This window comes from Pedobacter riviphilus (genome assembly GCF_014692875.1).
GTDB lineage: Bacteria > Bacteroidota > Bacteroidia > Sphingobacteriales > Sphingobacteriaceae > Pedobacter > Pedobacter riviphilus.
Genome location: NZ_CP061171.1, coordinates 3,971,767 through 3,993,909, shown reverse-complemented (window position 1 = coordinate 3,993,909; position 22,143 = coordinate 3,971,767). Strand labels below are relative to the sequence as shown.

The window sequence follows — 22,143 nt, the reverse complement described above, 5'->3', positions numbered from 1 at the left end:
ATCCAAACGTAAAAGGTCAAGTTAAAAAACTTGACCTTTTACGTTTTATACTTTGTTATACCTTCACATTTTCCATTCCGTACTGTTTCAGCACATCTACGGGAACACCGGCCCACTGGTTTGGCGCATTACCAACATAACCAATATCTTTTATACCAATTTCTGTCGTGTAAAAACCTGATGCAGTCAAATTTCTCATTCTATTGAAAAAAGTTACCCCCGCCTGCATTTCTGGTCTGGCTTTTTTAGGGTAGGCAATTTCATCTACAATCGAAATCTGTTGATCTGCCGATGCTTCAACAAATGGTTTCTGGAATTTATTGAAACAGTATACATCCAGCCATTTCAGGCCACCACGCATCGGTACTTTATGTTCAGGAATATCTTTTACTATAAATTCGATAAACTCTGGCACTTTAGCATCAGATGCACTGCCCGATACATCGTCTTTAGGAATAATAATATCCGCCAAAACTGTAATCGTAGCCATTTCATGTTTAGTGAAAAAGGTTTCAGCTTTTAATTTCTTATCACGGTCTATTTCCCATTGCTCTCTTCCTGCTTCTTTTGCACTTTCTTCCGGTGCTGCAGCTTCGGTTTTTGTTTCTGCTTGCTTACAGGCATCGAGCAGTACAGTTGTGCTTATGGCTGTTAAACCCAATGCTTTTAGTGAATCACGTCTGTTCATATGGCAATTCTTTAAATATTTTGTTTTTTCTTTTGAGCTAAAATATATTCGGCGGTACGCATTGATAGTGCCATGATGGTCCAGGTAGCATTTTTATCGCCTTGTTGAACAAATGGCCCCGCATCAACCACAAATAGGTTCTTACAGTCATGTGCTTGGCAGTATTTGTTTAATGCCGATTTTTTAGGATCATCGCCCATTCTGATCGTTCCAACTTCGTGGATAATTTTTCCAGGGTTTAGTAATCCATAATTGGTATCTGCGCCCTGAATTTCGGAAGTAACTACGGCGCCCATTTCTTTCATAATCGAAAGAAAGGTTTCCTGCATATGTTTAGCCTGCAGAATCTCATCCTTGTCCCATTTGTAGTTAAATCTTAAAACGGGGATACCATATTTATCTACAGTATTCGGGTCGATTTCGCAATAGTTACTTTCTCTTGCAATTGCCGTACCACGGCCAGCCATGCCAACGCCAGTTCCATAAAATCGGCGATAATCATCTTTTAGTGATTTTCCATAACCTCCGGCTTCTTTCATTTTGCCATCTCTGCCAGGTACCATCCCGTTCATTTGGGCTACACCACCACCAAAACCGTAAGCTGGCATGCCCATTCCACCCCAATATTCGATATGGTAACCACGTGGAAAATTCAATTTCCTGTTATCTAGCCACCAGGGAGAATAGATATGCACACTGCCCAGACCATCTTCATTATAACGTTTTCTATCCATTAACTGTGGCAGAAAACCCGAAACACTTGCTCCGGTAGAATCATGCAGGTATTTTCCAACTACGCCACTGCTATTAGCCAGGCCATTAGGATGTGAAGTTGATTTTGAATTCAATAAAATGCGTGCTGATTCACAAGCACTGGCACCTAAAATGACCAGTTTGCCGTTTACCTGATATTCTTGTAAGTCTTTTCGGTTTACGTATGAAACGCCTTTTGCCGTACCATCTTTATCGGTAATTACTTCTCGCACCATGGCGTCGGTAATTACGGTAAGGTTGCCTGTTTTTACGGCAGGATTTACCAAACATGAAGAAGAAGAAAAATCGCCATAAACCTTGCAGCTCCTGCCACACTGGCCACAGTAAAAACAAGGTGCACGGTCGCTGTTGTTGGGTAGAGCTTCGGTAAGCACCGAACCACGACCGGCAATTACTTTTACACCGGCTTTTTCAGCCCCTTTTTTAATGAATAGTTCATTTAACCGCGGTTTGGGTGGTTTCATGAAAATTCCATCGGGTTCGCTTTCGATCCCCTCAACAGTACCATAAATACCAATCATGCGGTCAACCTTATCATAAAATGGCTTTACATCCGCATAGGTAATAGGCCAGCTATCGGTTAAACCGTCTTTAGGTTTAAAATCTTCTGGTCCCATGCGCAGCGAAATTCTTCCCCAGTGGTTGGTACGGCCGCCGAGCATACGCGAGCGGAACCATTCGAATTCGCTTTTGTTTTTCTGGGTATATGGTTCGCCTTCTAATTCCCAGCCTCCATAAGAAGCATCAAAATCTCCAAATGGACGCGTAGTACTGGCGCCACGACGAGGCGATTCCCAAGGCCATTTTAATTGGTGAGAATCTAATCTTGGATCGAAATTTTGACCAGCCTCAAGCATTAAAACCTTTTGACCTGCGTGCGCCAAAACATAGGCTGCCATGCCGCCACCAGCTCCAGAGCCAACAATAATGGCATCGTAAACGGTAGGCGATTTTTTTATCTGAAAGTCACTCATTGATTATGGTTAGGTGTTTTATATACTCTAATCTAAAGCTTAATTTTTTGAAAAAAAAGTGTTCGGCTATTTTGGAATCAATATAGATAATATTGCCCTTGCGTATTTCTAAATCGTATTACGTCAATATCGTATAAGTCGTTTTTTAGTGAAATACGCCTTTGCATAGTCGCTCTATTGTTACATTATCATGAATATGTTCTGCTCCAGATAAACTTGATTATCTTTGTTGCTAAAATTTATCAATGCCAGTGCTAGAATATATAAAACAATTTACTGCGGTTTTAAAAGAAAGTGTTGATGCAGCAACTTTTGTAAAGGTATCTTTAGGGAACTACAAAGGTGAAGAAGAAGCATTAAAGCAAATTCTTATCCGCAAAGTTGTGATTAAACGTGAAGATAAACTGGCCTTCACCTATCGCTACAAAACCCGCGATGTGGTAAAAAACTATACCGTTGATGAAGCGATAAATTTGATTTCTGATTATCTGAATAAAGGTTTTAAAATTGGTACTTTGTTTACCACAGAAAAGGATCTGATTTTGGAGGAACTGAACAATGGCAAGGTTGTTTTTAGAGAAAGCAAAGCATCAAGTTCGGCAGCCCCGTCAGCCAGTCATGATAAAGAAAAGACGAGGTTAATTAAAGCAGATTCGAAATCGTATTTAACGGAACTAAAAATCACCGATGCAGAGGGCAAGGTATTTAAAAATGCGCAGGATAAATTCCGTCAGATTAACCACTATATCGAAATTTTAAGTTCATTAATAAAAGAACTGCCAGAAGGGACAATTAAAAAGGTTGCCGATATGGGCTCTGGCAAGGGCTATTTAACTTTTGCGCTTTACGATTACCTGCATTCAGTTTTGAAACTGGATTCGGAAGTGGTTGGGGTGGAGTACCGCCAGGATATGGTTGAACTATGCAATCAGGTTGCTGAAAAATCATCTTTCGATAAATTGAATTTTGTACAGGGAACAATTGAAGATTACCAGGCAGCCGATGTAAACCTGCTGATTGCATTGCATGCCTGCGATACGGCAACTGATGATGCCATTTTTAAAGGAATTAAAGCCAATGCCGAACTGATTGTGGTTGCGCCTTGTTGCCACAAACAAATACGCCGGGAAATTGAACAGCACAAAGTGAAAAATGATGTTTCTTTTTTAACCAAATACGGGATATTTTTAGAGCGTCAGGCAGAGATGGTTACCGATGGGATACGCGCTTTGATTTTAGAATATTTTGGCTATAAAACCAAGGTTTTTGAGTTTATATCTGATGCGCATACGCCCAAGAATGTGCTTGTGGTGGGGATTAAGGGCAAAGAGCTAAGTGCAGAGCGAAAAACGGAGGTTTTGAAAAAAATTAAGGCGAGTAAAGAATATTTTGGGATTGGCTACCATCATTTAGAAAAATTGTTGGAGCTGTAGTTTAACCGCAAAGAACACAAGGTTTTTCGCAAAGAAATGCAAAGCGATGACTAATTATGATGATATGCCTATTGAGTTATCTTCATTCTGAACTTGTTCAGGATCTATCATGCCAACCGTGGTGTTTTCGGCCGGTGAGGCACCGACCGATAGGATCAAATTTACAGATGCAATAAAATCAAGGCTACTAAAGCCGGTATCGACTGTACATACAGGATTTTTTTACTGGCTGTAGCAGCACCGTAAATCCCGGCAATAATTACGCAGGTTAAAAAGAATATGGCTACATACAAACGCCAGTGATGGTCGGTTATGCATAGCGACCATATTAAGCCTGCTGCTAAAAATCCATTGTACAAGCCCTGGTTAGCGGCCAATGTTTTGGTCGGACCAAATAAATCTTTTGGAATGGTTTTAAATACCTTGGGTGCTTTGGTCGTCCAGGCGAACATTTCTAGCCAAAGGATATAAATGTGAATAAGGGCAACAAGCCCGATCATGATTTGTGCTGCTACTTGCATTTTTTGATGATTACACAGATTTAAGTGGTTACAATGATAAATAATTGCACAGATAAAATGATTAAACCGATTAACTTATGCGATAATAAAGATATAAAACTTTGATGATTATTGTATGGGGTATGTTTTAACCCGTTAGTCGATTTTGTGCACTGGCCGCTGATAATTAAACCCGATAGGAGCGAACACGTAGTGCAACGAAGTAAAGTGTATAGCGGGGCTGGTATTTCCGAAGTATTACTGACATTCATTTTCACATTATTTTAAATAATTCATTCTGCTTTAGTCTTTGGTTGCCCCTTCATCGATCTGCCATCCCACATTTACCATACTCTTCTGTCATGCTGTCAGTAAACTCCAGCCTCTTTTTTTACATTTTATCAGTCTTTTACCGATATTTTCTGCCAAAAACCAATTGGCACAAGCATTGTTTAATAGCAGTAGAAATTATAATACTTTAAAAAGAGAAATTAAAAATACAATGGGAAAAATTATTGGAATAGACTTAGGAACAACAAACTCTTGCGTGAGTGTAATGGAGGGCAATGAGCCTGTAGTTATCGCAAACAGTGAGGGTAAACGTACTACACCGTCTATTGTTGCTTTTGCAGAAAACGGTGAGCGTAAAGTTGGCGAGCCTGCTAAACGTCAGGCTATAACCAACCCAACAAAAACGATATATTCGATTAAACGCTTTATGGGTAACAGCTACGATGAATGTGCTAAAGAAATTGCACGCGTACCTTATAAAGTAGTAAAAGGTGATAACAACACTCCACGTGTTGAAATCGACGACAGAAAATACACTCCACAGGAGATTTCTGCAATGATTTTGCAGAAAATGAAAAAAACGGCTGAAGATTTCTTGGGCCAGGAAGTAACTGAAGCGGTAATTACCGTACCAGCTTATTTTAACGATGCACAACGTCAGGCTACTAAAGAAGCAGGAGAAATCGCAGGTTTATCTGTAAAACGTATCATTAACGAGCCAACTGCGGCTGCTTTGGCTTATGGTTTAGATAAAGCACACAAAGACATGAAGATCGTTGTGTTCGACTGTGGTGGTGGTACACATGACGTTTCTGTATTGGAATTAGGTGATGGCGTTTTCGAAGTAAAATCTACGGACGGTGATACACACTTGGGTGGTGATGACTTTGACCACATTATTATCGACTGGTTAACTGAAGAGTTTAAAGCAGAAAACAACATGGACCTTTCTAAAGATCCAATGGCTTTACAACGTTTAAAAGAAGCTGCTGAGAAAGCTAAAATCGAGCTATCAAGCACAACTTCAACTGAAATCAACTTACCATACATTACTGCTGATGCTAGCGGCCCTAAACACTTAGTACGTACATTATCACGTGCTAAATTTGAGCAATTAGCTGATAGCTTAATCAAACGTACTATCGATCCTTGTAAATCTGCTTTGAAAAATGCTGGTTTAAGCACAGGCGATATCGACGAAATTATCCTGGTAGGGGGTTCTACACGTATCCCTGCTATTCAGGAAGCGGTTAAAGCTTTCTTCGGTAAAGAGCCAAGTAAAGGTGTTAATCCTGATGAGGTTGTAGCTATCGGTGCTGCTATTCAAGGTGGTGTATTAACTGGTGATGTGAAAGATGTATTGTTGTTAGACGTTACGCCTTTATCATTAGGTATCGAAACTATGGGTGGTGTAATGACTAAATTAATCGAGTCTAACACAACTATCCCAACTAAAAAATCGGAAACTTTCTCAACTGCAGCTGATAACCAGCCTTCAGTAGAAATCCATATTTTACAAGGTGAGCGTCCAATGGCTGCTCAAAACCGTACTATTGGCCGTTTCATTTTAGATGGTATTCCACCAGCACCTCGTGGTGTGCCTCAGGTAGAAGTATCGTTTGATATTGATGCCAATGGTATCTTACACGTAAGTGCTAAAGATAAAGCTACTGGTAAAGAGCAAAAAATCCGTATCGAAGCATCTTCAGGTTTAACTGATGCTGAGATCAAAAAAATGAAAGAAGAAGCTGAAGCTAATGCGGCAGATGATGCTAAACAGAAAGAAGAAGCGGATAAAATTAACGGAGCTGATGCTTTAATTTTCTCTACTGAGAAACAACTAAAAGAGTTTGGTGATAAACTATCTGCTGATAAAAAAGCACCAATCGAAGCTGGTTTAGAAAAATTGAAAGCAGCTCACTCAGCACGTAACTTTGCAGATATCGATGCAGCTTCGGCTGAATTGCAAGCTGCATGGAATGTTGCTTCTGAAGAGATGTACAAAGCTGGCGAGCAGCCTCAAGGTGGCGAACAAGCACAAGCTGATGGTCAACCTCAAGGTGGTGGCGATAACGTTACTGACGTTGATTTTGAAGAAGTAAAAGAAGAGAAATAAGTCTTTGAGTCTTCAGCCCTGAGCGGAAAGCCTTGGGAAGATAAAAATAAAAAGCGTCCCTGATTATTCAGGAACGCTTTTTTTGTGCGCTATAAACCTTGCAGGTTTTTAAAATCTGTGAGGTTTGAAATAATATTTTTTGTTTTTATGAAAACGAACGGTTCAGTACTTTTCTGGAACTTCAGCCCCGCCATGCGCTATAGCCCTCATGAAAAATTCGGGGCTGTCGCTGCTGTCGGGTTTAGGAAGGAGGGATTAGTGCTTTTCGGAGAGTTTTTATAGCGATCGCTACTTACACGTTCTTTAAATGTCTCATATGATCGAAAGATGTCAATTTGATTTTTTTCTATCAAATATAAAGACAATCCTTTCTGTTAGAAATCCGTAAAATAAACAGTTGAGCAATAATCCAACGAAGAAGAAGGGCCCTTCAATAAACCTAAAGAATAAGGTATGTATAGGAAAGCGAAAAATGTAATATATTTTTGCCATCGCTTGTATTACAAAGTTATTTCCATCTGTATCTTCGTCAACAGCTGCGGCGGCAATGAGTGTTACAAAAGCGAAAACACAAAAAATGATCGTTGCAGAAATAAAAGAAAAAACTTTAAAACCATTTCTTTTCATCGCACTCATGTTCTTTTAGCTTGATAGTCTTTTGTATCAGAGAATTGTTAAACCAAATTCTCTTCAATAATATCCTGTAATTCTTTTTCGTTTACAGATATTTCATGCAATAGCTTAAATTGATTCTTGGCCCGATCTAAATTTTGCGTGGGGTAATTTGTAGGATAATAATTATTGCCACTTAAAAAATCGGTTAAAAAACGTAGTGCCTGCATATAAATTATATACTTACCAGAAAATAGAATAAGCTCTTTTTCTGTTTCTGTCAAAATACTTTTCATTTCTGATAAATAACCTTTTATCATCGCTTCGAAATAAGGCAAGCGTATTTTTATCTTATCCAGATCAGTCTCATTTTCTGAAAAGGCACATAGGTAAGTACGCATCATATCACCCAGATCAGAAATAAACTTGCCAGGCATAACGGTGTCCAGGTCAATTACGCAAATCCCCTCGTAGGTTTCATCATCCAGTAACACATTACTGATCTTGGTGTCGTGGTGCATTACCCGGTCTGGGAAATCTTTTCTATGTGAATAGGAAGTATAATAATCTAGGATATACTTGTGCGCTAAAGTACCTTCAATTTCTGATTTTGCCTGTTCTTTTAATGCTTCTACGGTCTTGTTCAGTGCCAATGTAAACTGTTCGTACCTTAGGCCTAAATCGTGGAAGCCCGGAATTGTGGGTTGAAGCGTTTTCGCGTCAAAGTTATCTAACAGCCTGCTCAGTTTCCCAAATTGTTTAGCGGCTTCATAAGCTTGTTTTGGGTCGGCCAGCACATCTAATGAAATGGTATTGGGCACAAAGGGAAGCATCCGCCAATATTCATCGTGGATATGGGCCATTTCTTCACCATTGGTGGTGGAAACTGGCTTTATGAAAAGATATTCAGGGTAAGCAAAATTAAGATAGTCGGCAATTGCACGAAGATTATTTGCAATAGCTTGTGGTTGTTTAAAAACCGAGGTATTAATGTTTTGAAGAATATATTTTTTTTCTTCTGACAAAGGTGAAAGCAAATAAGTACGGTTAATTAAACCCGTACCTATTTGTGTAATTCTTGTGTTTTCTTTAGCGTATCCGTAGGCTTTTAAAACTTCGGAATCTAAATTTAGTTCCATAGTTTTTCTGGATATGTTCCGTTTTTAACCAATTGGTCAATACTATCCTGAACATACGGTTTATCTTCTTTATATGTTACACCGAACCATTTGTTAGAGGTTGGCACTACTTTAAAGCTTGCAATATTACTTTTTACGAGGTTCTCGCCAATTAATGGGATAAAGAATTCTGCTTTAGGTTTATCTTTGTTTGCTTCAGCAAACTCTCTGAACAATTCTTCCGTAATTTTGAAAACCGCGGGTGTAAATCCCCAGAAATTCATTGAAACCGGAGTTTCATAAGCTAAGGGAAATTCTTCGCCATTTTCTTCGTAAAAAATATTACCGTCTTTAGGATAAACTTTTGTACGTTCTATAATCTCTTCAAGATTGCCTGATGCATCTACTTTGCAGACACCACGCGAAACTGCACCAAATTCTGATAAAGTTTTGCCAACCTCATAACCAATAATGGCATAGTTGCTGTCAGTCACCTCTGTAGTTAAGAAATCAACCATTTTTTTAAAGGCATCAAAACCATAGTAATCATCGGCGTTAATTACGCAGAATGGTTCTTTAATTACGTTTCTGCCAGAAAGGATTGCATGTGCGGTACCCCAGGGTTTCTCCCTGTATATTTCTTCTTCTATGCCAAATTGTTTAAGATCGAAGTTTTGGAAAACATATTCTGTTTCAATTCTTCCCTCAAGTTTAGGCTCGAAAATGGCTTTGAATTCTTTTACAAATTCTTCTTTTATAATAAATACAACTTTGCCAAAGCCAGCATTAATTGCATCATATATTGAATAATCGATAATAGTTTCGCCGTTTGGGCCAAAACCATCAATTTGTTTCATACTTCCATAACGGCTTGCCATACCTGCAGCCAATATTAATAGGGTGGGTTTCATTTATTGTTATTTTTATTTTTGAGATTCTTGATTAAAAAATACTTTAATCATATCATATTCGTATTGCGAAAATAGTAATAGGCACTTGATCTTACTAGAAAGCGCTCCTTGTTTTAACCATATTTATTGCTCATTTAAATAATTAAATAATTTATTTAAGTCTGAATCTTGTTTAAAATCGATTTTTTCTTTTTTAAGATATTCCGTTATCTCTTTTTCTTTATCTGGAATAAGCCCAATCAATGATTTTTTATTTAAGCTGATTTTAATTAGATTTTCTTTTTGGAGTATATAATAACTGTTGTAGATATTGAAAGATTTGTTAATTGTTGCAGATCCATAACTTGTACTTTCAGTAATTTTTTTATAAACTCTTTTAAAAAGAGACAGTTTACCAGAAGCAATTATCTGAAAAAATGAAGATGGATTCAATCCGTCAGTTATAGGAAGTCCATTGATAAATTTATAGCTAGTAGATTGGCCAATATCAAGGATTTCGAATGTTGAAACTGGTTCAGTAAAATACATCATATTTCCGCCCTCTCCTTGAAATATAAGCTTATCATTCATTATATCATACTTTAACGGCATATCGACATAATTTTTACCAGATTTAGTTGTTACTTTTCCCTTCGACCAAAAATCTAGAAAGTATGGAGTGCCCGTAACATTCTCGTATTTGATTTCCTTTAATGGAGTTCCCTGCATGTCGCCATATGGCTGAATAGTATATTGTGCCTGGACGGTAATTGAACAAATTGAGAGCAAAATGATTAGATATTTCATTATTCTATATAATTAAAATCCAAATAAACCACCACCGGTTTTTGAACGTGTTTTCTTTCCTGTAAGCATGCCAAATATACCTCTAACAATTTCTTTACCAATTTGACGGGTTATTGTTGCTCCCATTACCTGTTCAACAAGACTCTTTTCGCCCGGTTTAGGTTTACTTTCTTGTTCCGCTTGTTTTTGAGCTTCAGCTGCCTGTTTTTCCTGTTCTGCTGCTGCAGTTTGCTCATTAATGCGTTTAGTTAAAATATCATAAGCACTTTCAGGATCGACTGGGTCTTTATATTTGGTGTACATTGGGCTGGCGTGAATAAGCTGATCGAAATCTGCTGCTGTAAGCGGCCCCATTACAGCCCTTGGCGGGGTAAGCATGGTAGCAGATACCTCTGTTGGTATACCTTTTTCATTTAATACGGTAACCAAAGCCTGACCTGTTCCCAATGAGGTTAATATTTTATCGATCTCATAAAAATCTGATTTTGGATAGGTATTAACTGTTTTTTTCAAAGCATCTACATCATTTGGCGTAAATGCCCTTAATGCATGCTGTACACGGTTACCAAGTTGTCCTAAAACACTTTCAGGCACATCAGTAGGTGTCTGGGTACAGAAGAAAACACCAATTCCTTTCGAACGGATTAACCTGATGATAGTTTCAATCTGCTCTAAGAATGCTTTTGAAGAGTTTTTGAACAATAAATGCGCCTCATCAAAAAAGAAGACTAGTTTTGGCTTATCTAAATCGCCAACCTCAGGCATGGTATTAAATAACTCAGCCAGTAAGCTTAACAAAAATGTAGAATACAGTACAGGTTGATTTTGAACATCGGCAATGTTTAATAAACTTATGGTTCCTTTGCCATCAACACGTTCGAAGAGATCTTCAATATCAAAAGACTTTTCGCCAAACATACCTGCTAGTCCCTGCTGCTCTATGGCTACAATTTTTCTTAATATAGTACCAGAAGTAGCGGTTGAAATGGTGCCATAACTGCTTTTTATTTCGGCTGCACCAGCACCTTCTGATAGATAAGAAACCAGTTTCTTTAAATCATTTAGATCAATAATAGGCATTTTGTTATCGTCGGCATATTTGAATATTACTGCCATAACACCTGCCTGTGTATCGTTTAAATCTAACACTTTCGATAAAAGTGTTGGGCCGAACTCCAATACTGTTGCTCGCATCTGGGCACCCATTTTGCCCGAAAGCGAATAAATTTCGACAGGGAAACCAGAAGGAGAAAAAGGTTTGTTGAGCTGTTGTGCTCTTTCTTCTATTTTAGGATTAATAGAACCTGGTTGGTTTAAACCCGATAAATCGCCTTTTACATCCAACATAAAAACAGGAACGCCGGCATCTGACAGTTGCTCTGCTAATAATTGAAGGGTTCGTGTTTTACCTGTTCCAGTTGCCCCTGCAATTAAGCCGTGTCTGTTCATCATTTTTAAAGACAAATTAACCTCAGCTTCGCTATAAACCTGACCGTCTAAAATTCCGGCCCCTAAATAAATATATGAGCCCGTAGGAGCATAGGATGATTTTATTTTTTCGATGAATTTTGAAGAAAGATCACTCATTTTTTAAAATTAGATTGCCAATTTAAGAAACAAATCTTAAAAAGGTTGCTTTTTTGTTTCTAGTTTTGGTGCAAAAGTATGCACAAACGATTGTTTAATGATGCTGGTTAAATTGCTTATAATAATTTAGCTCGTTTTGTAGCGCGGTTATTTTTTCCTGCATCTGTTGTACCTGATTAAGCAGATGAGAAACAGCGTGGATGCCTTCTAAGTTGATTTCCAGATCTTGTGCCAAGCGAAGATACTGCTCCAATTTGGTCAATTCATCAACTGGCAAAAAGAGAGATTGTTTTTTAATTGTAGTATGGATCAGGCCAAAATCCTCCAACGATTGAATAAAGTTAATTTCCACATGGTGATAAGCACATATGTCTTCTACAGGTATTAGATTAGTTCCCATAATGGTTAGAATTTGGAAAGTTTTTCGAATAATTCTTTTTGTTCGACATTTAGATTGGTAGGTAACTTTACCTGCCAATTGATGTATAAATCGCCAAACTGGTTTTCTTTTTTATAAACAGGAAAGCCTTTGCCTTTTAATCTTAAAGTTGCACCGGGCTGTGTACCTTCTGGTACTTTAAGTTTAACCTTGCCGTTTAAGGTTTCAACAATTTTTTCTCCACCTAATACAGCCTTATAAACATCTATTTCTTCCTGTATGTAGATATCGTTTCCTTTACGTTTAAATTTAGGATCATCCTTAATATTAAATTTGATAAATAAATCTCCTGGAGGGCCATTATTTACGCCAGGGGCACCATAACCGGGCAGTTTAATTTTCTGTCCGTTTTCTACACCTGCCGGGATGGTAATACGTACCTGTTTCCCATTTACCGTAAGTGTTTGCTTATGGGTAGTGTAGGCATCAAGTAAGTCCAGTTGCAAATCGGCATTATAATCCTGACCTTTAAAAGGAGAGTTTCTACTGCTTCTGCCTCCACCACCAAACATGGAAGAAAAGAATTCAGAAAAATCTTCGCCGCCAAAGCCTCCTGAGTAACTGCTGCCTCCACCATAACCGCCACCTTGCGATTGGTATTGCCTTTGCTGCTGTTGCTGGGCATCTAACTGATCGGCATGCTGCCAATCTTTACCATACTTGTCATATTTCTTCCGTTTCTCAGGATCACTTAAAACCTCATTGGCCTCATTAATTTGTTGAAATTTTTTATTGGCTTCTTCGTTGTTGGGGTTAAGATCGGGATGGTGTTTTCGGGCTAATTTTCTATAAGCTTTTTTAATATCCTCAGGTGTTGCGTCTTTTTTTAAATCGAGGATTTTATAATAGTCTATGTAGTCCATAATCGCTTAACAAATAAATAAAGGGAATGTTCAATTTTATTGTATAAATGTAGGTTTTATAATGGTTTATTTCAATGGAAATTGTCTTAACCATTTAGTAGGGTAGTTTGTTTATGGTTTGAGATGCTTTACCATTAAGAAATTAAGAACATTAAGATTTTTTAGCAATTACCTTAACTGGCTTAATTTCTTAATCATTAATTATATGTGCATTCAGATGTTGCCATCTGACTGATTGATAAACAATAAAAAGTTAACTATCTAAAATATTAACGCGGAAAGTATCAAATTGTCTTTCCACGAGAAAAAAACTCGTTAAACAAAAAAAAGTGCCCCAAACTGAGGCACTTTAATCGATAAAGGTAGAGAGAGATTATTTTTTGTTTTTTACATATTTTTCTAACCATTGGTCTTGCTCCCAAAGCATATGCAACAAGTTTTCTTTGCCACGGTAGCTGTGTGCTTCGTATGGTAAAAATACAAAACGGGTAGTACCACCAGCTCCTTTAATGGCGTTGAACAAGCGTTCACTATTAATAGGGAAGGTGCCCGGATTATCGTCAGAATCGCCGTGGATGAGCAATATTGGCGTTTTAATTTTATCGGCATAACTGAAAGGGCTCATCTCGTAATATAACTGAGGTACTTGCCAGTATGTACGTTCTTCGTTTTGAAAACCAAATGGCGTAAGCGTACGGTTATAAGCTCCGCTACGTGCAATACCTGCAGCAAAAAGATTGGTATGGGCCAATAGATTTGCGGTCATAAATGCGCCATAACTATGTCCTCCAACAGCCATACGTTTTTTATCGCCAACGCCTAATTCCGCTAGTTTATTAATAGCGGCTTCAGCATTAAGCTGTAATTGATCTACAAAGGTATCATTAGGTTTTTTACCATCTTTCGCTACAATTGGCATTTCTGCGTTATCTAAAACAGCATAACCACGGGTTACCCAGAAAATAGGAGAGGCCCAGCTAATGGTTGTAAATTTATCTTTCGAGCCTCTGATCTGTGCGGCATCAGCTGCAGAGTTAAATTCGCGTGGGTAAGCCCAGATTAATGTAGGCAATGGCCCGTCTTTATCTTTATTATATCCTTTAGGTAAATAAAGGTCGCCTGTTAAATCTACACCGTCAGCACGTTTGTAAGAAATTTTCTGTTTGGTAATGCCTTCTAAAGATGGGTATGGATTGGTGAAATTAGTAATCGGTTGATCGGCTATGCGAAGTATCAGGTTTTTAATAAAGTAGTTAGGTGCTAATTTTTGACTCTCTTTACGGGTAAGTAAAACCAGTTTGTCAGGGTTAATCACCTCACTTACATATTCGAAGGTTCCTTCGGCGCTGCGCCAGATAATTTCGTTCTTTTTAGTCGTTAAATCGAATTTGGCTAAGAAAGGCAAATCTCCTTTTTCTGATGAACCTACTGCGTTATTCATTAACAGTTTAGTGCCATTGTCAACCGTTTTAATTACCTGCCTGCCATATTTGTTTTTTGTAGTAACAGGCGAACCTGGGTTACCGTAGGCATCTGTTTGGTTACGGCTGTACAATTCTTCTACTGCACCTGTTGTAGGGTTGTAACGGCTCACTTTGTTGGTTTGTTTGCTACGTAAACCTTCCATAATCAGGGCAAGGTTGGCATCGCCCCATTGTACACCGCGGAAACGGGTAGTGGTTTTAAATAATTCTTTTTCTGACCCTGTAAAAGGTGCGCTTAGTGCATAAACTGCATCATGAAAGGGAACATCTTTTTTAATTAACCCACTGTCTAATGGCTTACTCCAAACCAGTGTAGCAGGTTCATCATCCCTCCAATTGAAACCACGTGGTACATTTTGCGTATTATCATAACCAGATGGGGTACCCTCTGATGAAGGTAACTCGGCAATAACTTTAATGGTTTTACCGGTTAAATCGGTAATGCTTACCGTGGATGGAAAACCGTTTGCCGTAACCAGATAAGAAAAAGGTTTACGTATGGTTTCGATCATCATGTAATTTTTATCTGGTGATAAACTTGTTGAACCATAAATAGCTGGTTTTCCAATGGCAGTTTCTATACCTGCTGTGTTTTTTACCAATTGTGAGGTTGCGAAAAACTCAAACAATTGTTCATCAAATGGTGATTTAATTAGATCTTGAAAAGTGGCACTAGGTGCAGCTTTGCCTAAGTTTTGCTGAATAGTTGGTCCTTTAGGCATTAGTGGTTTTGTAGGTGCGGCGCTTGCTGGTTTCGTTATCGTGCGGTAAATAATGGTATTATCATTTAACCAGGTAAGGCCACTACCTAAAACTACATTTAAAAAAGCCTTATTGGTTTTAACTGCTTTTTTTGTAGCCAGATCAATGATATAAAGATCTACTCCTTTCTGCGTAGTATGGGTAAAGGCAATTTTGTTTTCCGATGGGTTCCAACTAATATTGCTGGCGTATAATGGTGTTGGCAATCCTGCAACCTGAAACGTTTGGTTGGATTTGATGTTTTTTAAACTAAGGTTGTTAATATAGGTTTGTCTGCTTGGCGAGTAGTTATTAGGATTTAATCTTAAGCCAGCAATTCTGTATTCGGGCATGGCCAGCTCTTCTACCGAAGGATAGGAGTTGCGCTCGCTAAATAAGATCCATTCTGCTTTGCCATCTATGCTTACACCGGGTGTTGGTTTGGCCAGTAATAAATCAGCAATTTCTTTTGGCGGTGTTTGGTAGCTTATTGCATCTTGTGCGGCCGAATTAAGCGAAATGCAAGCGCCTGCTATCAATAAATAAAAGTGTAGTTTTTTAATCATTTCCGGTTTTTTGTTCGAAATAAGGAATAATCAAATATTGTAAAATTTAAATTATTGCTGCGTAACTTCTTAGTGAGGCATTTATTTCTGTCATTCTGAATGGAACGGAAAATCTTTTATTGATTTATCTATCTGGTCTTCGACTCCGCTCAGACTGACAAATCGCTCTCAGTGATTTAACCGAAAAGCTTTGTGCATGAAAAATTTACAGCTTGTGCCGCATAAAAAACAGAGATATAGAGTTGAATATATGGAATGTTAAATTTGTACTATAGTCATCAGTCTTCTGTCTCCTCACTCTTCGGACTTATGGATACAAACTACTAATCCTCGCGACAGAATTTGTAACCATTTCTTTTAATACCTCCACATTGATATCGCTCATTTTTTTTACATAAATACAGGCTTTGGCGGTTTTATGTTTACCGAACCTGGCCAGCAGTTCATCGCGGTTTTTAAACTGAGCAGAGAGATAAAGTGCAATGGCCTCTTTACGTGGCGAGAAACCAACAAGGGGAGCGTCACCTTCTCGGCCGCTTTCATATTTGTAATGGTAACTTCCAAAACCAACAATGGCATTTCCCCACATTTTCGCTTTAAAGCCTGTGGTTTGGCTTAGCATATCCGACAGGTTAAAACAATCGGCTCTTTTATTTTCGTCAGGAATGGTATTTAAAAATGCTGGAACGCTTAAATTGTTTTCTGTAGTTTTATTCTGTGCCATATCTTTTTTATTATGAATATAAAAGTTTAATAAAATAATTTCAATTTTGGTGACAATTGTATTTAAAATGAGACGTTATTTATTGAAAAAAGTAGGGTTAAAATAGCCTGTTTTTGAGGTTGTTTACAATAATTTGTTAATGTAGCTTGACAAATGTCAAAAAAATAGCCCCTTTTACACAACCTTTTACACTTATTCTTACATTTGAATTGTCAATCGTCCCCGATAGCTGATTTAATTATTTTTTTCATTTTTTAAAAATTAATTATCTCAATGACAACACAACAACTAAAACAAGGAGAAATTCTTGAGCGCTTAGTGCGCAGAGATCGCATGGGCATCAGTGAGCTTTCGAGGAAGCTTCATGTAAGCCGCAGAACAATTTACAACTGGTTTGGTCAAGACAGAATTGGGCATGAAGTAATTTGGCAGGTAGGCAAATTATTAGGTCAGGACCTTTCTTCTGCATTTCCAGAAGCTTTCCCTAAGTACAGCCCCGAATCCGTCAATCAAACTGCAGATCCTGGTAAGCAAATCGGTTCGGATAATAATTCTGTGTATTTCTGGATGAATAAATATATTCATCTGTTAGAAAAATACAACGACCTTCTAATTACAGAAGAGCATCAAGAGCTCGATCCAATTAATAAGGAGTTTCCACTTAGAAATAAAAAATCTGAAACATTTTTATATCAATAAACCTAATTTTTAACCAAGATAAATACGATAAATCATCCCGTTAGATTTTTCTATCCCCATTAAATGGGTTATTTGTTTTAAAAATAATCGCATATAACAAAATAGCCACCTGTGCGATGGCTATTGATAAGAAGGATACTGTCCTCTCTATGGTGTGCCTGCCCTCCGCGGATCTCCCGCTCACAGGACTTTTTTATCTTTCTTTTATGCTTAACAATTTAGGCAATAGTTGGTTTTTATTCGCAAAATAATTTTGCACATAGTGTGGAAAATGTTAATATCTCAGAAAGTGGATCACTAGCTATCTACATCATCGTATGCTAAATAGTTAAATGCATTTTTTTGTATAAAACTTTTTCACTCCTATACTGTTTGAGATCTGACCGCTGATTCGTTATTTATATCGTTTTTGGCAAATTATCAAACATTAGGTTATGGTCGAATTGAATAAAGCGCTTTTTTGTAATCTTGGCGACCGTTCTGTTGATGGTTATTTTATTTTTAACTGCACGGCGCAAAATTTCTCGTACCTCAATAAATCTATCAGTAATATCTGGGAACTCGGCCTCGATGAAATTATGGCCAATCCACGACTACTGGCAGAGCAGGTACACACTGAAGATTTGACACATGTAATATCCTGTTACCAAGAATGCGTTGAAGAAGATGGTACAGAGAAAAAATATGAATTCCGTTTGCTTTTTGCTGATAGAGAGAAATATGTGCGGGTAATTGTGTTTGTAGTTGCAGATGGAGGCGTAAAGTATTTAGTAGGTACGGTAGAAGATACTACGGTAATGCGCCATAATAAAATCCATATCGAACAAATAAATGCCCGGAAAAACATAACCTTAGAGGTATTGGCGCATGATTTAAAAGAACCACTTGGCATGATGAAATTAACAGCTTCATCAATGGAAGATGGTATAGCACAAACGGGTGATGAACAAATGATGAATTCATTAGCCTTTATTAAGGAGATGTGCGAACGTAATCTGCTTCTGGTACGCAGCATGATTAACCGCGAGTTTTTAAAATCATCGATCGTAGAAATTGGCAAGGAACGGGCTGATTTGGTTTGGGAGCTTAGAGATGTGGTTCGTTTTTATAAACGATCGAAGCTAGGTAAAATGAAGAACATTAAATTTACAAGCGCTGCTGAACATATTTATCTGCGCCTTGATAGTATGAAGTTTTTGCAGGTCATAAATAACCTAATCTCGAACGCAATAAAATTTACTGCCGATTATGGAAATATTACTTTACATGCCGAAGAATATGAAAGTACCGTTTTAATTACGGTGGCTGATGATGGGATTGGAATTCCGGAAGAGCTACAAGCGGGGCTTTTTAACCATTTGCCGGAAACGTTAAGACCAGGCCTTAAGGGTGAAGAATCGGGAGGGTTTGGTATGGGCATAATCAAGGCCATTGTTGACTTACATCGGGGAAAAATCTGGTTTAAGAGCAAAATCGGTGTTGGAACCACCTTCTATATCGAGCTACCTAAGTAGCCGTTTTTAATTTTAAAATGGCGTAAGTTATATTTGAATTATGATTAACATTATTCTTGCCGATGATCACCACATTATACGGACCTCACTTAAAGTACTTATAGAAAAACACGAAGGCATCAAAGTTGTTGCGGAAGTATCAGACGGTTTAGCGGTTTTGGAGCTTCTGGAAAAGGGAGTAAAAGCTGATATCATTTTATCAGATATTGTAATGCCAAGGCTTGATGGGATAGCCTTAGCCAGTACTATTAAAGAGCGTGGATACACCACAAAGGTAGTTGCCTTGTCTATTTTAGATGATGAAAAGTATGCGTCAAATTCCTTTATATCAGGAGTTTCTGCTTACTTGTCGAAAGATATTGAAGAAGATGAATTGCTGTTTTGCCTAAAGCATGTAATGAAAGGAAAACGGTACCTTTCTTCTAATTTATGCATTTCCATTTTAGAGCGTTTTAATACGGAGTTGAATATGCTTTCGCGAAAAATGAATACCGAAATTAACTTTTCAGAGCGCGAAATTAACGTGTTAAAACTTATCGCTGATGGGTTGACGAATCAAGAAATAGCTGATAAACTGTACTTAAGCAGGCGAACTGTAGAGAGCCAAAGAGAAGCTTTAATTAGCAAAAGCGGCACAAAAAACTCTGCATCTTTAGTTCGTTTTGCCATGCGAAATGGTTATGTAAGCTAGTATTTTTGGTCGTTTTATGGTGCTTTTTAGGGTATTTTAAATAAACCGTAAAAAATCGCGTATTTCTACAAATAACATTGAGTGCTGTTACTTGTTGAATATCTACATCAGCCCTAAAACGAATTATGGATACATTAAATTTTAATTGCGACATATACCAGTACAGACAACCACTTTTCGATCGCGCATTAGCATATACGCGTGATGAAGACGATGCGGCCGATTTAGTTCAAGATACCTTTATGAAGGCTTTTAGGTTTTCTGCTAAGTTTGAAATGGGAAGCAATGTGCGTGCCTGGCTTTTTACCATCCTAAAAAATACCTTTCTTAATCACTACTATAAGGTAAAGCGCAAAAATGAAATGATCCAGCAAGAAGAGGATTTAACTTCTGTTCAACTGGTCCCAAGTGCATCTTCGAATGGTGGTGCTGCTAAGTTTATGATGGAGGACATCCAAAAATCATTAAATGCTTTACCGGAGGACTGCCGTTTTTGCTTTTGCCGTTACTTTGAAGGTTATAAATATCATGAAATTGCTGCCGAGCTCGATATCCCCCTGGGTACCGTAAAAACCAAAATACACGTAGCAAGAGGTCTTTTGAAAAAGATGCTTAAAAATTATAAATCTGGTTTGGCTGCCTAATATTCTTTTTATTTATTCGGTAAATTCAGGTATAAATACGTCATCCGAGCAAATTAACTTCAATTAGATTTGTTGCAAATGAGCAATACGCTAGTTAAGAAAATTCTTGTGGTTGATGATGATGAGAATATTCATGACATCATAAACTTAATTTTTGAGGAAGAACATTATCAAATAAAAGGTGTTTTAGATGCCTGTGATTTAGAAGCAACAATAGCTGATTTTCTGCCAGATATTATTTTATTGGATATACTTATTGGTAAGTATGATGGTCGGGATATTTGCAATAAATTGAAGCATAATCCTAAAACAGCTTACTTACCTGTTATATTGCTTTCAGCTATGAACATGGATAATTTATGCTGCTCGCCTAATGATACCATCGGAAAACCTTTCGATATTATGGACCTCCGGCAGAAGGTGAAAGCATCGCTGAATAAATCTTCTTAAAGCTTGTTCGAACGAAAAAAGGGATAGACTAACAGCCTATCCCTATATCTAAACTCAAACATGCGCTCAAACATGAATGAATCTTCAAAATTAAACATTTTAATTTGTTATTAGTTTTAAAAATAGTGTAAATGATTGCATGTTATAAGTACATTTTCACCATTTTTAATTTACTATGTGAAATACTTAGTTTCATTTTTGAGTTTTATTGCTGAGATTTATAAAATGAAACCGTTATGGTTTTCAAAAATCTTACTGCAGATTAATTATGATACCTACCCGCAGGTAGGGTTTCATTACCTAAAAACATATTGATACAGATGAAAATAGCAACATATAATGTAAACGGAATAAACGGTCGCTTACCTGTTCTGTTACGCTGGCTGGAAGAAACCCAGCCCGATGTAGTGTGTTTACAGGAATTAAAAGCACCGCAAGAAAAATTTCCTGAGCAGGCTATTAAAGATGTTGGTTATAATGCCATTTGGCATGGACAGAAAAGTTGGAATGGCGTTGCCATATTAGCCCGAAATCTGGAAATAAAGGAGTTAAAGAGAAATCTGGATGGTGATCCGGAAGATTTGCATAGCCGATACATCGAAGCAATGGTTAATAATGTAATTATTGGTTGCCTTTACCTTCCGAACGGCAATCCGGCGCCTGGCCCTAAATTTGAGTATAAGTTACGATGGTTTGAGCGTTTTACGGCCCATGCTGCAAAATTATTGGAATATAATTTACCAGTAGTTTTATGTGGCGATTATAATGTAATACCTACTGAGCTGGATGCTTATAAACCGGAACGCTGGGTTGAGGATGCTTTATTCCGTCCAGAAACCCGTCTGGCATTTCAAAATTTAATGGCGCAAGGCTGGACAGATGCGATCAGGAAATTATACCCTACCGAAACGATATATACCTTTTGGGATTATTTCAGGAATGCATATGGTAGAGATGCGGGATTAAGAATTGATCATTTTTTATTAAGTCCTCAGGTTAGTGATCGCTTAAAATCTGCGGGAGTAGATAAGCAAGTGAGGGGTTGGGAAAAAACAAGCGATCACGGTCCGGTATGGATTGAACTAAGTGAGGTATAAACTATAGCGGGTTATTCTTTTAAATCGGTTACATCTAAAATTGTTCCTATTAATTTTAAGCACTCGCCATCCTGCTGAGATAGTATTCCATCGGCTTTAATCCATCTAATTTCTCCGTCAGGCCTACAAATTCTGTATACCGAGTGGTAACTGTTTTTTTCTCTCGAAACCGTAAGTTCGATTTCATCCTGAACATGATCGAGATCTTCTGGCAAGATTAAACCTAAAACGGTTTCATAAGTTAAAACCCTATCTGGCGGGCAACCTAAGTTTTTTTTAAATGACCGGGTTGAACGGAGTATACCTGTTGATATACTCAACTCCCAAAAACCAAGACCAACATGATCGAATACCACATCCCAATGATCATCGCAAATAATGGATAGATCAATATTTTTTTTATTTGTACTCATAAATAAAGGATAAACTATTTGGGCAAAT

21 protein-coding genes are annotated in these 22,143 nt (G+C 37.7%); 8 read left to right on the top strand and 13 right to left on the bottom strand.

Annotated features, from left to right (window positions below):
• Positions 1-55: 55 nt before the first annotated feature.
• Both H9N25_RS16310 and H9N25_RS16305 read right to left on the bottom strand, forming a co-directional pair.
• Positions 56-688, bottom strand: a complete 633-nt coding sequence (locus tag H9N25_RS16310; RefSeq protein ID WP_190326575.1) for a gluconate 2-dehydrogenase subunit 3 family protein — start codon at positions 686-688, stop codon at positions 56-58.
• 11 nt (positions 689-699) lie between these two features.
• Positions 700-2,436 (bottom strand): GMC family oxidoreductase, encoded by a 1,737-nt coding sequence (locus tag H9N25_RS16305; RefSeq protein ID WP_167296994.1) that lies wholly within the window; start codon positions 2,434-2,436, stop codon positions 700-702.
• A gap of 245 nt (positions 2,437-2,681) precedes the next feature.
• Here H9N25_RS16305 and H9N25_RS16300 point away from each other — a divergent pair, with 245 nt between their 5' ends.
• On the top strand, positions 2,682-3,869 hold the full coding sequence (locus tag H9N25_RS16300) for a class I SAM-dependent methyltransferase (protein WP_190326574.1): 1,188 nt from the start codon (positions 2,682-2,684) through the stop codon (positions 3,867-3,869).
• Between the two features lie 161 nt (positions 3,870-4,030).
• Here the strand turns inward: H9N25_RS16300 and H9N25_RS16295 are convergent, their stop codons facing one another.
• A complete protein-coding gene (locus tag H9N25_RS16295) occupies positions 4,031-4,390 on the bottom strand; it encodes a DUF1304 domain-containing protein (protein WP_167296992.1) in 360 nt (119 codons plus the stop codon).
• Positions 4,391-4,871: 481 nt separating this feature from the next.
• Between H9N25_RS16295 and dnaK the strand changes: the two genes are divergently transcribed.
• Complete coding sequence (dnaK, locus tag H9N25_RS16290) at positions 4,872-6,776, top strand: molecular chaperone DnaK (RefSeq protein ID WP_167296991.1); 1,905 nt, start codon at positions 4,872-4,874, stop codon at positions 6,774-6,776.
• Between the two features lie 330 nt (positions 6,777-7,106).
• Here the strand turns inward: dnaK and H9N25_RS16285 are convergent, their stop codons facing one another.
• The 9 genes from H9N25_RS16285 to H9N25_RS16245 form a co-directional block, all read right to left on the bottom strand.
• Entirely contained in the window at positions 7,107-7,403 is a 297-nt protein-coding gene (locus H9N25_RS16285) for a hypothetical protein (protein ID WP_190326573.1), read from the bottom strand.
• Between the two features lie 47 nt (positions 7,404-7,450).
• Positions 7,451-8,527, bottom strand: coding sequence for a phosphotransferase enzyme family protein (locus H9N25_RS16280; protein ID WP_190326572.1), 1,077 nt, complete (start codon positions 8,525-8,527; stop codon positions 7,451-7,453).
• Complete coding sequence (locus H9N25_RS16275; protein ID WP_167296988.1) at positions 8,518-9,417, bottom strand: nucleotidyltransferase family protein; 900 nt, start codon at positions 9,415-9,417, stop codon at positions 8,518-8,520. Before H9N25_RS16275 ends, H9N25_RS16280 begins: the two co-directional genes overlap by 10 nt.
• Before the next feature lie 123 nt (positions 9,418-9,540).
• Positions 9,541-10,203 carry a hypothetical protein gene (locus H9N25_RS16270; protein WP_190326571.1) on the bottom strand — a complete coding sequence of 221 codons (663 nt, stop codon included), beginning with the start codon at positions 10,201-10,203 and terminating at the stop codon, positions 9,541-9,543.
• A 12-nt stretch (positions 10,204-10,215) separates the two neighbouring features.
• Positions 10,216-11,790, bottom strand: coding sequence for a helicase HerA-like domain-containing protein (locus H9N25_RS16265; RefSeq protein ID WP_190326570.1), 1,575 nt, complete (start codon positions 11,788-11,790; stop codon positions 10,216-10,218).
• A gap of 94 nt (positions 11,791-11,884) precedes the next feature.
• Positions 11,885-12,190 carry a chaperone modulator CbpM gene (locus tag H9N25_RS16260; protein ID WP_167296986.1) on the bottom strand — a complete coding sequence of 102 codons (306 nt, stop codon included), beginning with the start codon at positions 12,188-12,190 and terminating at the stop codon, positions 11,885-11,887.
• 5 nt (positions 12,191-12,195) lie between these two features.
• Entirely contained in the window at positions 12,196-13,092 is an 897-nt protein-coding gene (locus tag H9N25_RS16255; protein ID WP_190326569.1) for a DnaJ C-terminal domain-containing protein, read from the bottom strand.
• A 373-nt stretch (positions 13,093-13,465) separates the two neighbouring features.
• Positions 13,466-15,883 (bottom strand): alpha/beta hydrolase family protein, encoded by a 2,418-nt coding sequence (locus H9N25_RS16250; protein WP_190326568.1) that lies wholly within the window; start codon positions 15,881-15,883, stop codon positions 13,466-13,468.
• A 307-nt stretch (positions 15,884-16,190) separates the two neighbouring features.
• Complete coding sequence (locus H9N25_RS16245) at positions 16,191-16,607, bottom strand: DUF1801 domain-containing protein (protein ID WP_190326567.1); 417 nt, start codon at positions 16,605-16,607, stop codon at positions 16,191-16,193.
• A gap of 273 nt (positions 16,608-16,880) precedes the next feature.
• Between H9N25_RS16245 and H9N25_RS16240 the strand changes: the two genes are divergently transcribed.
• From H9N25_RS16240 to xth, 6 genes are all read left to right on the top strand, one after another.
• Entirely contained in the window at positions 16,881-17,306 is a 426-nt protein-coding gene (locus H9N25_RS16240; RefSeq protein WP_167296982.1) for a bacteriophage CI repressor, read from the top strand.
• Between the two features lie 434 nt (positions 17,307-17,740).
• Complete coding sequence (locus H9N25_RS16235; RefSeq protein ID WP_190326566.1) at positions 17,741-18,820, top strand: PAS domain-containing sensor histidine kinase; 1,080 nt, start codon at positions 17,741-17,743, stop codon at positions 18,818-18,820.
• Between the two features lie 40 nt (positions 18,821-18,860).
• Positions 18,861-19,511, top strand: coding sequence for a response regulator transcription factor (locus tag H9N25_RS16230; RefSeq protein WP_190326565.1), 651 nt, complete (start codon positions 18,861-18,863; stop codon positions 19,509-19,511).
• A 125-nt stretch (positions 19,512-19,636) separates the two neighbouring features.
• On the top strand, positions 19,637-20,155 hold the full coding sequence (locus H9N25_RS16225; protein ID WP_167296979.1) for an RNA polymerase sigma factor: 519 nt from the start codon (positions 19,637-19,639) through the stop codon (positions 20,153-20,155).
• Between the two features lie 78 nt (positions 20,156-20,233).
• The gene (locus tag H9N25_RS16220; protein ID WP_190326564.1) at positions 20,234-20,605 is read left to right on the top strand and encodes a response regulator; all 372 of its coding nucleotides are present in this window, start codon (positions 20,234-20,236) and stop codon (positions 20,603-20,605) included.
• Between the two features lie 320 nt (positions 20,606-20,925).
• A complete protein-coding gene (gene xth, locus H9N25_RS16215) occupies positions 20,926-21,702 on the top strand; it encodes an exodeoxyribonuclease III (protein ID WP_167296977.1) in 777 nt (258 codons plus the stop codon).
• A gap of 11 nt (positions 21,703-21,713) precedes the next feature.
• Here the strand turns inward: xth and H9N25_RS16210 are convergent, their stop codons facing one another.
• On the bottom strand, positions 21,714-22,115 hold the full coding sequence (locus H9N25_RS16210) for a PAS domain-containing protein (RefSeq protein ID WP_190326563.1): 402 nt from the start codon (positions 22,113-22,115) through the stop codon (positions 21,714-21,716).
• Positions 22,116-22,143: the final 28 nt, after the last annotated feature.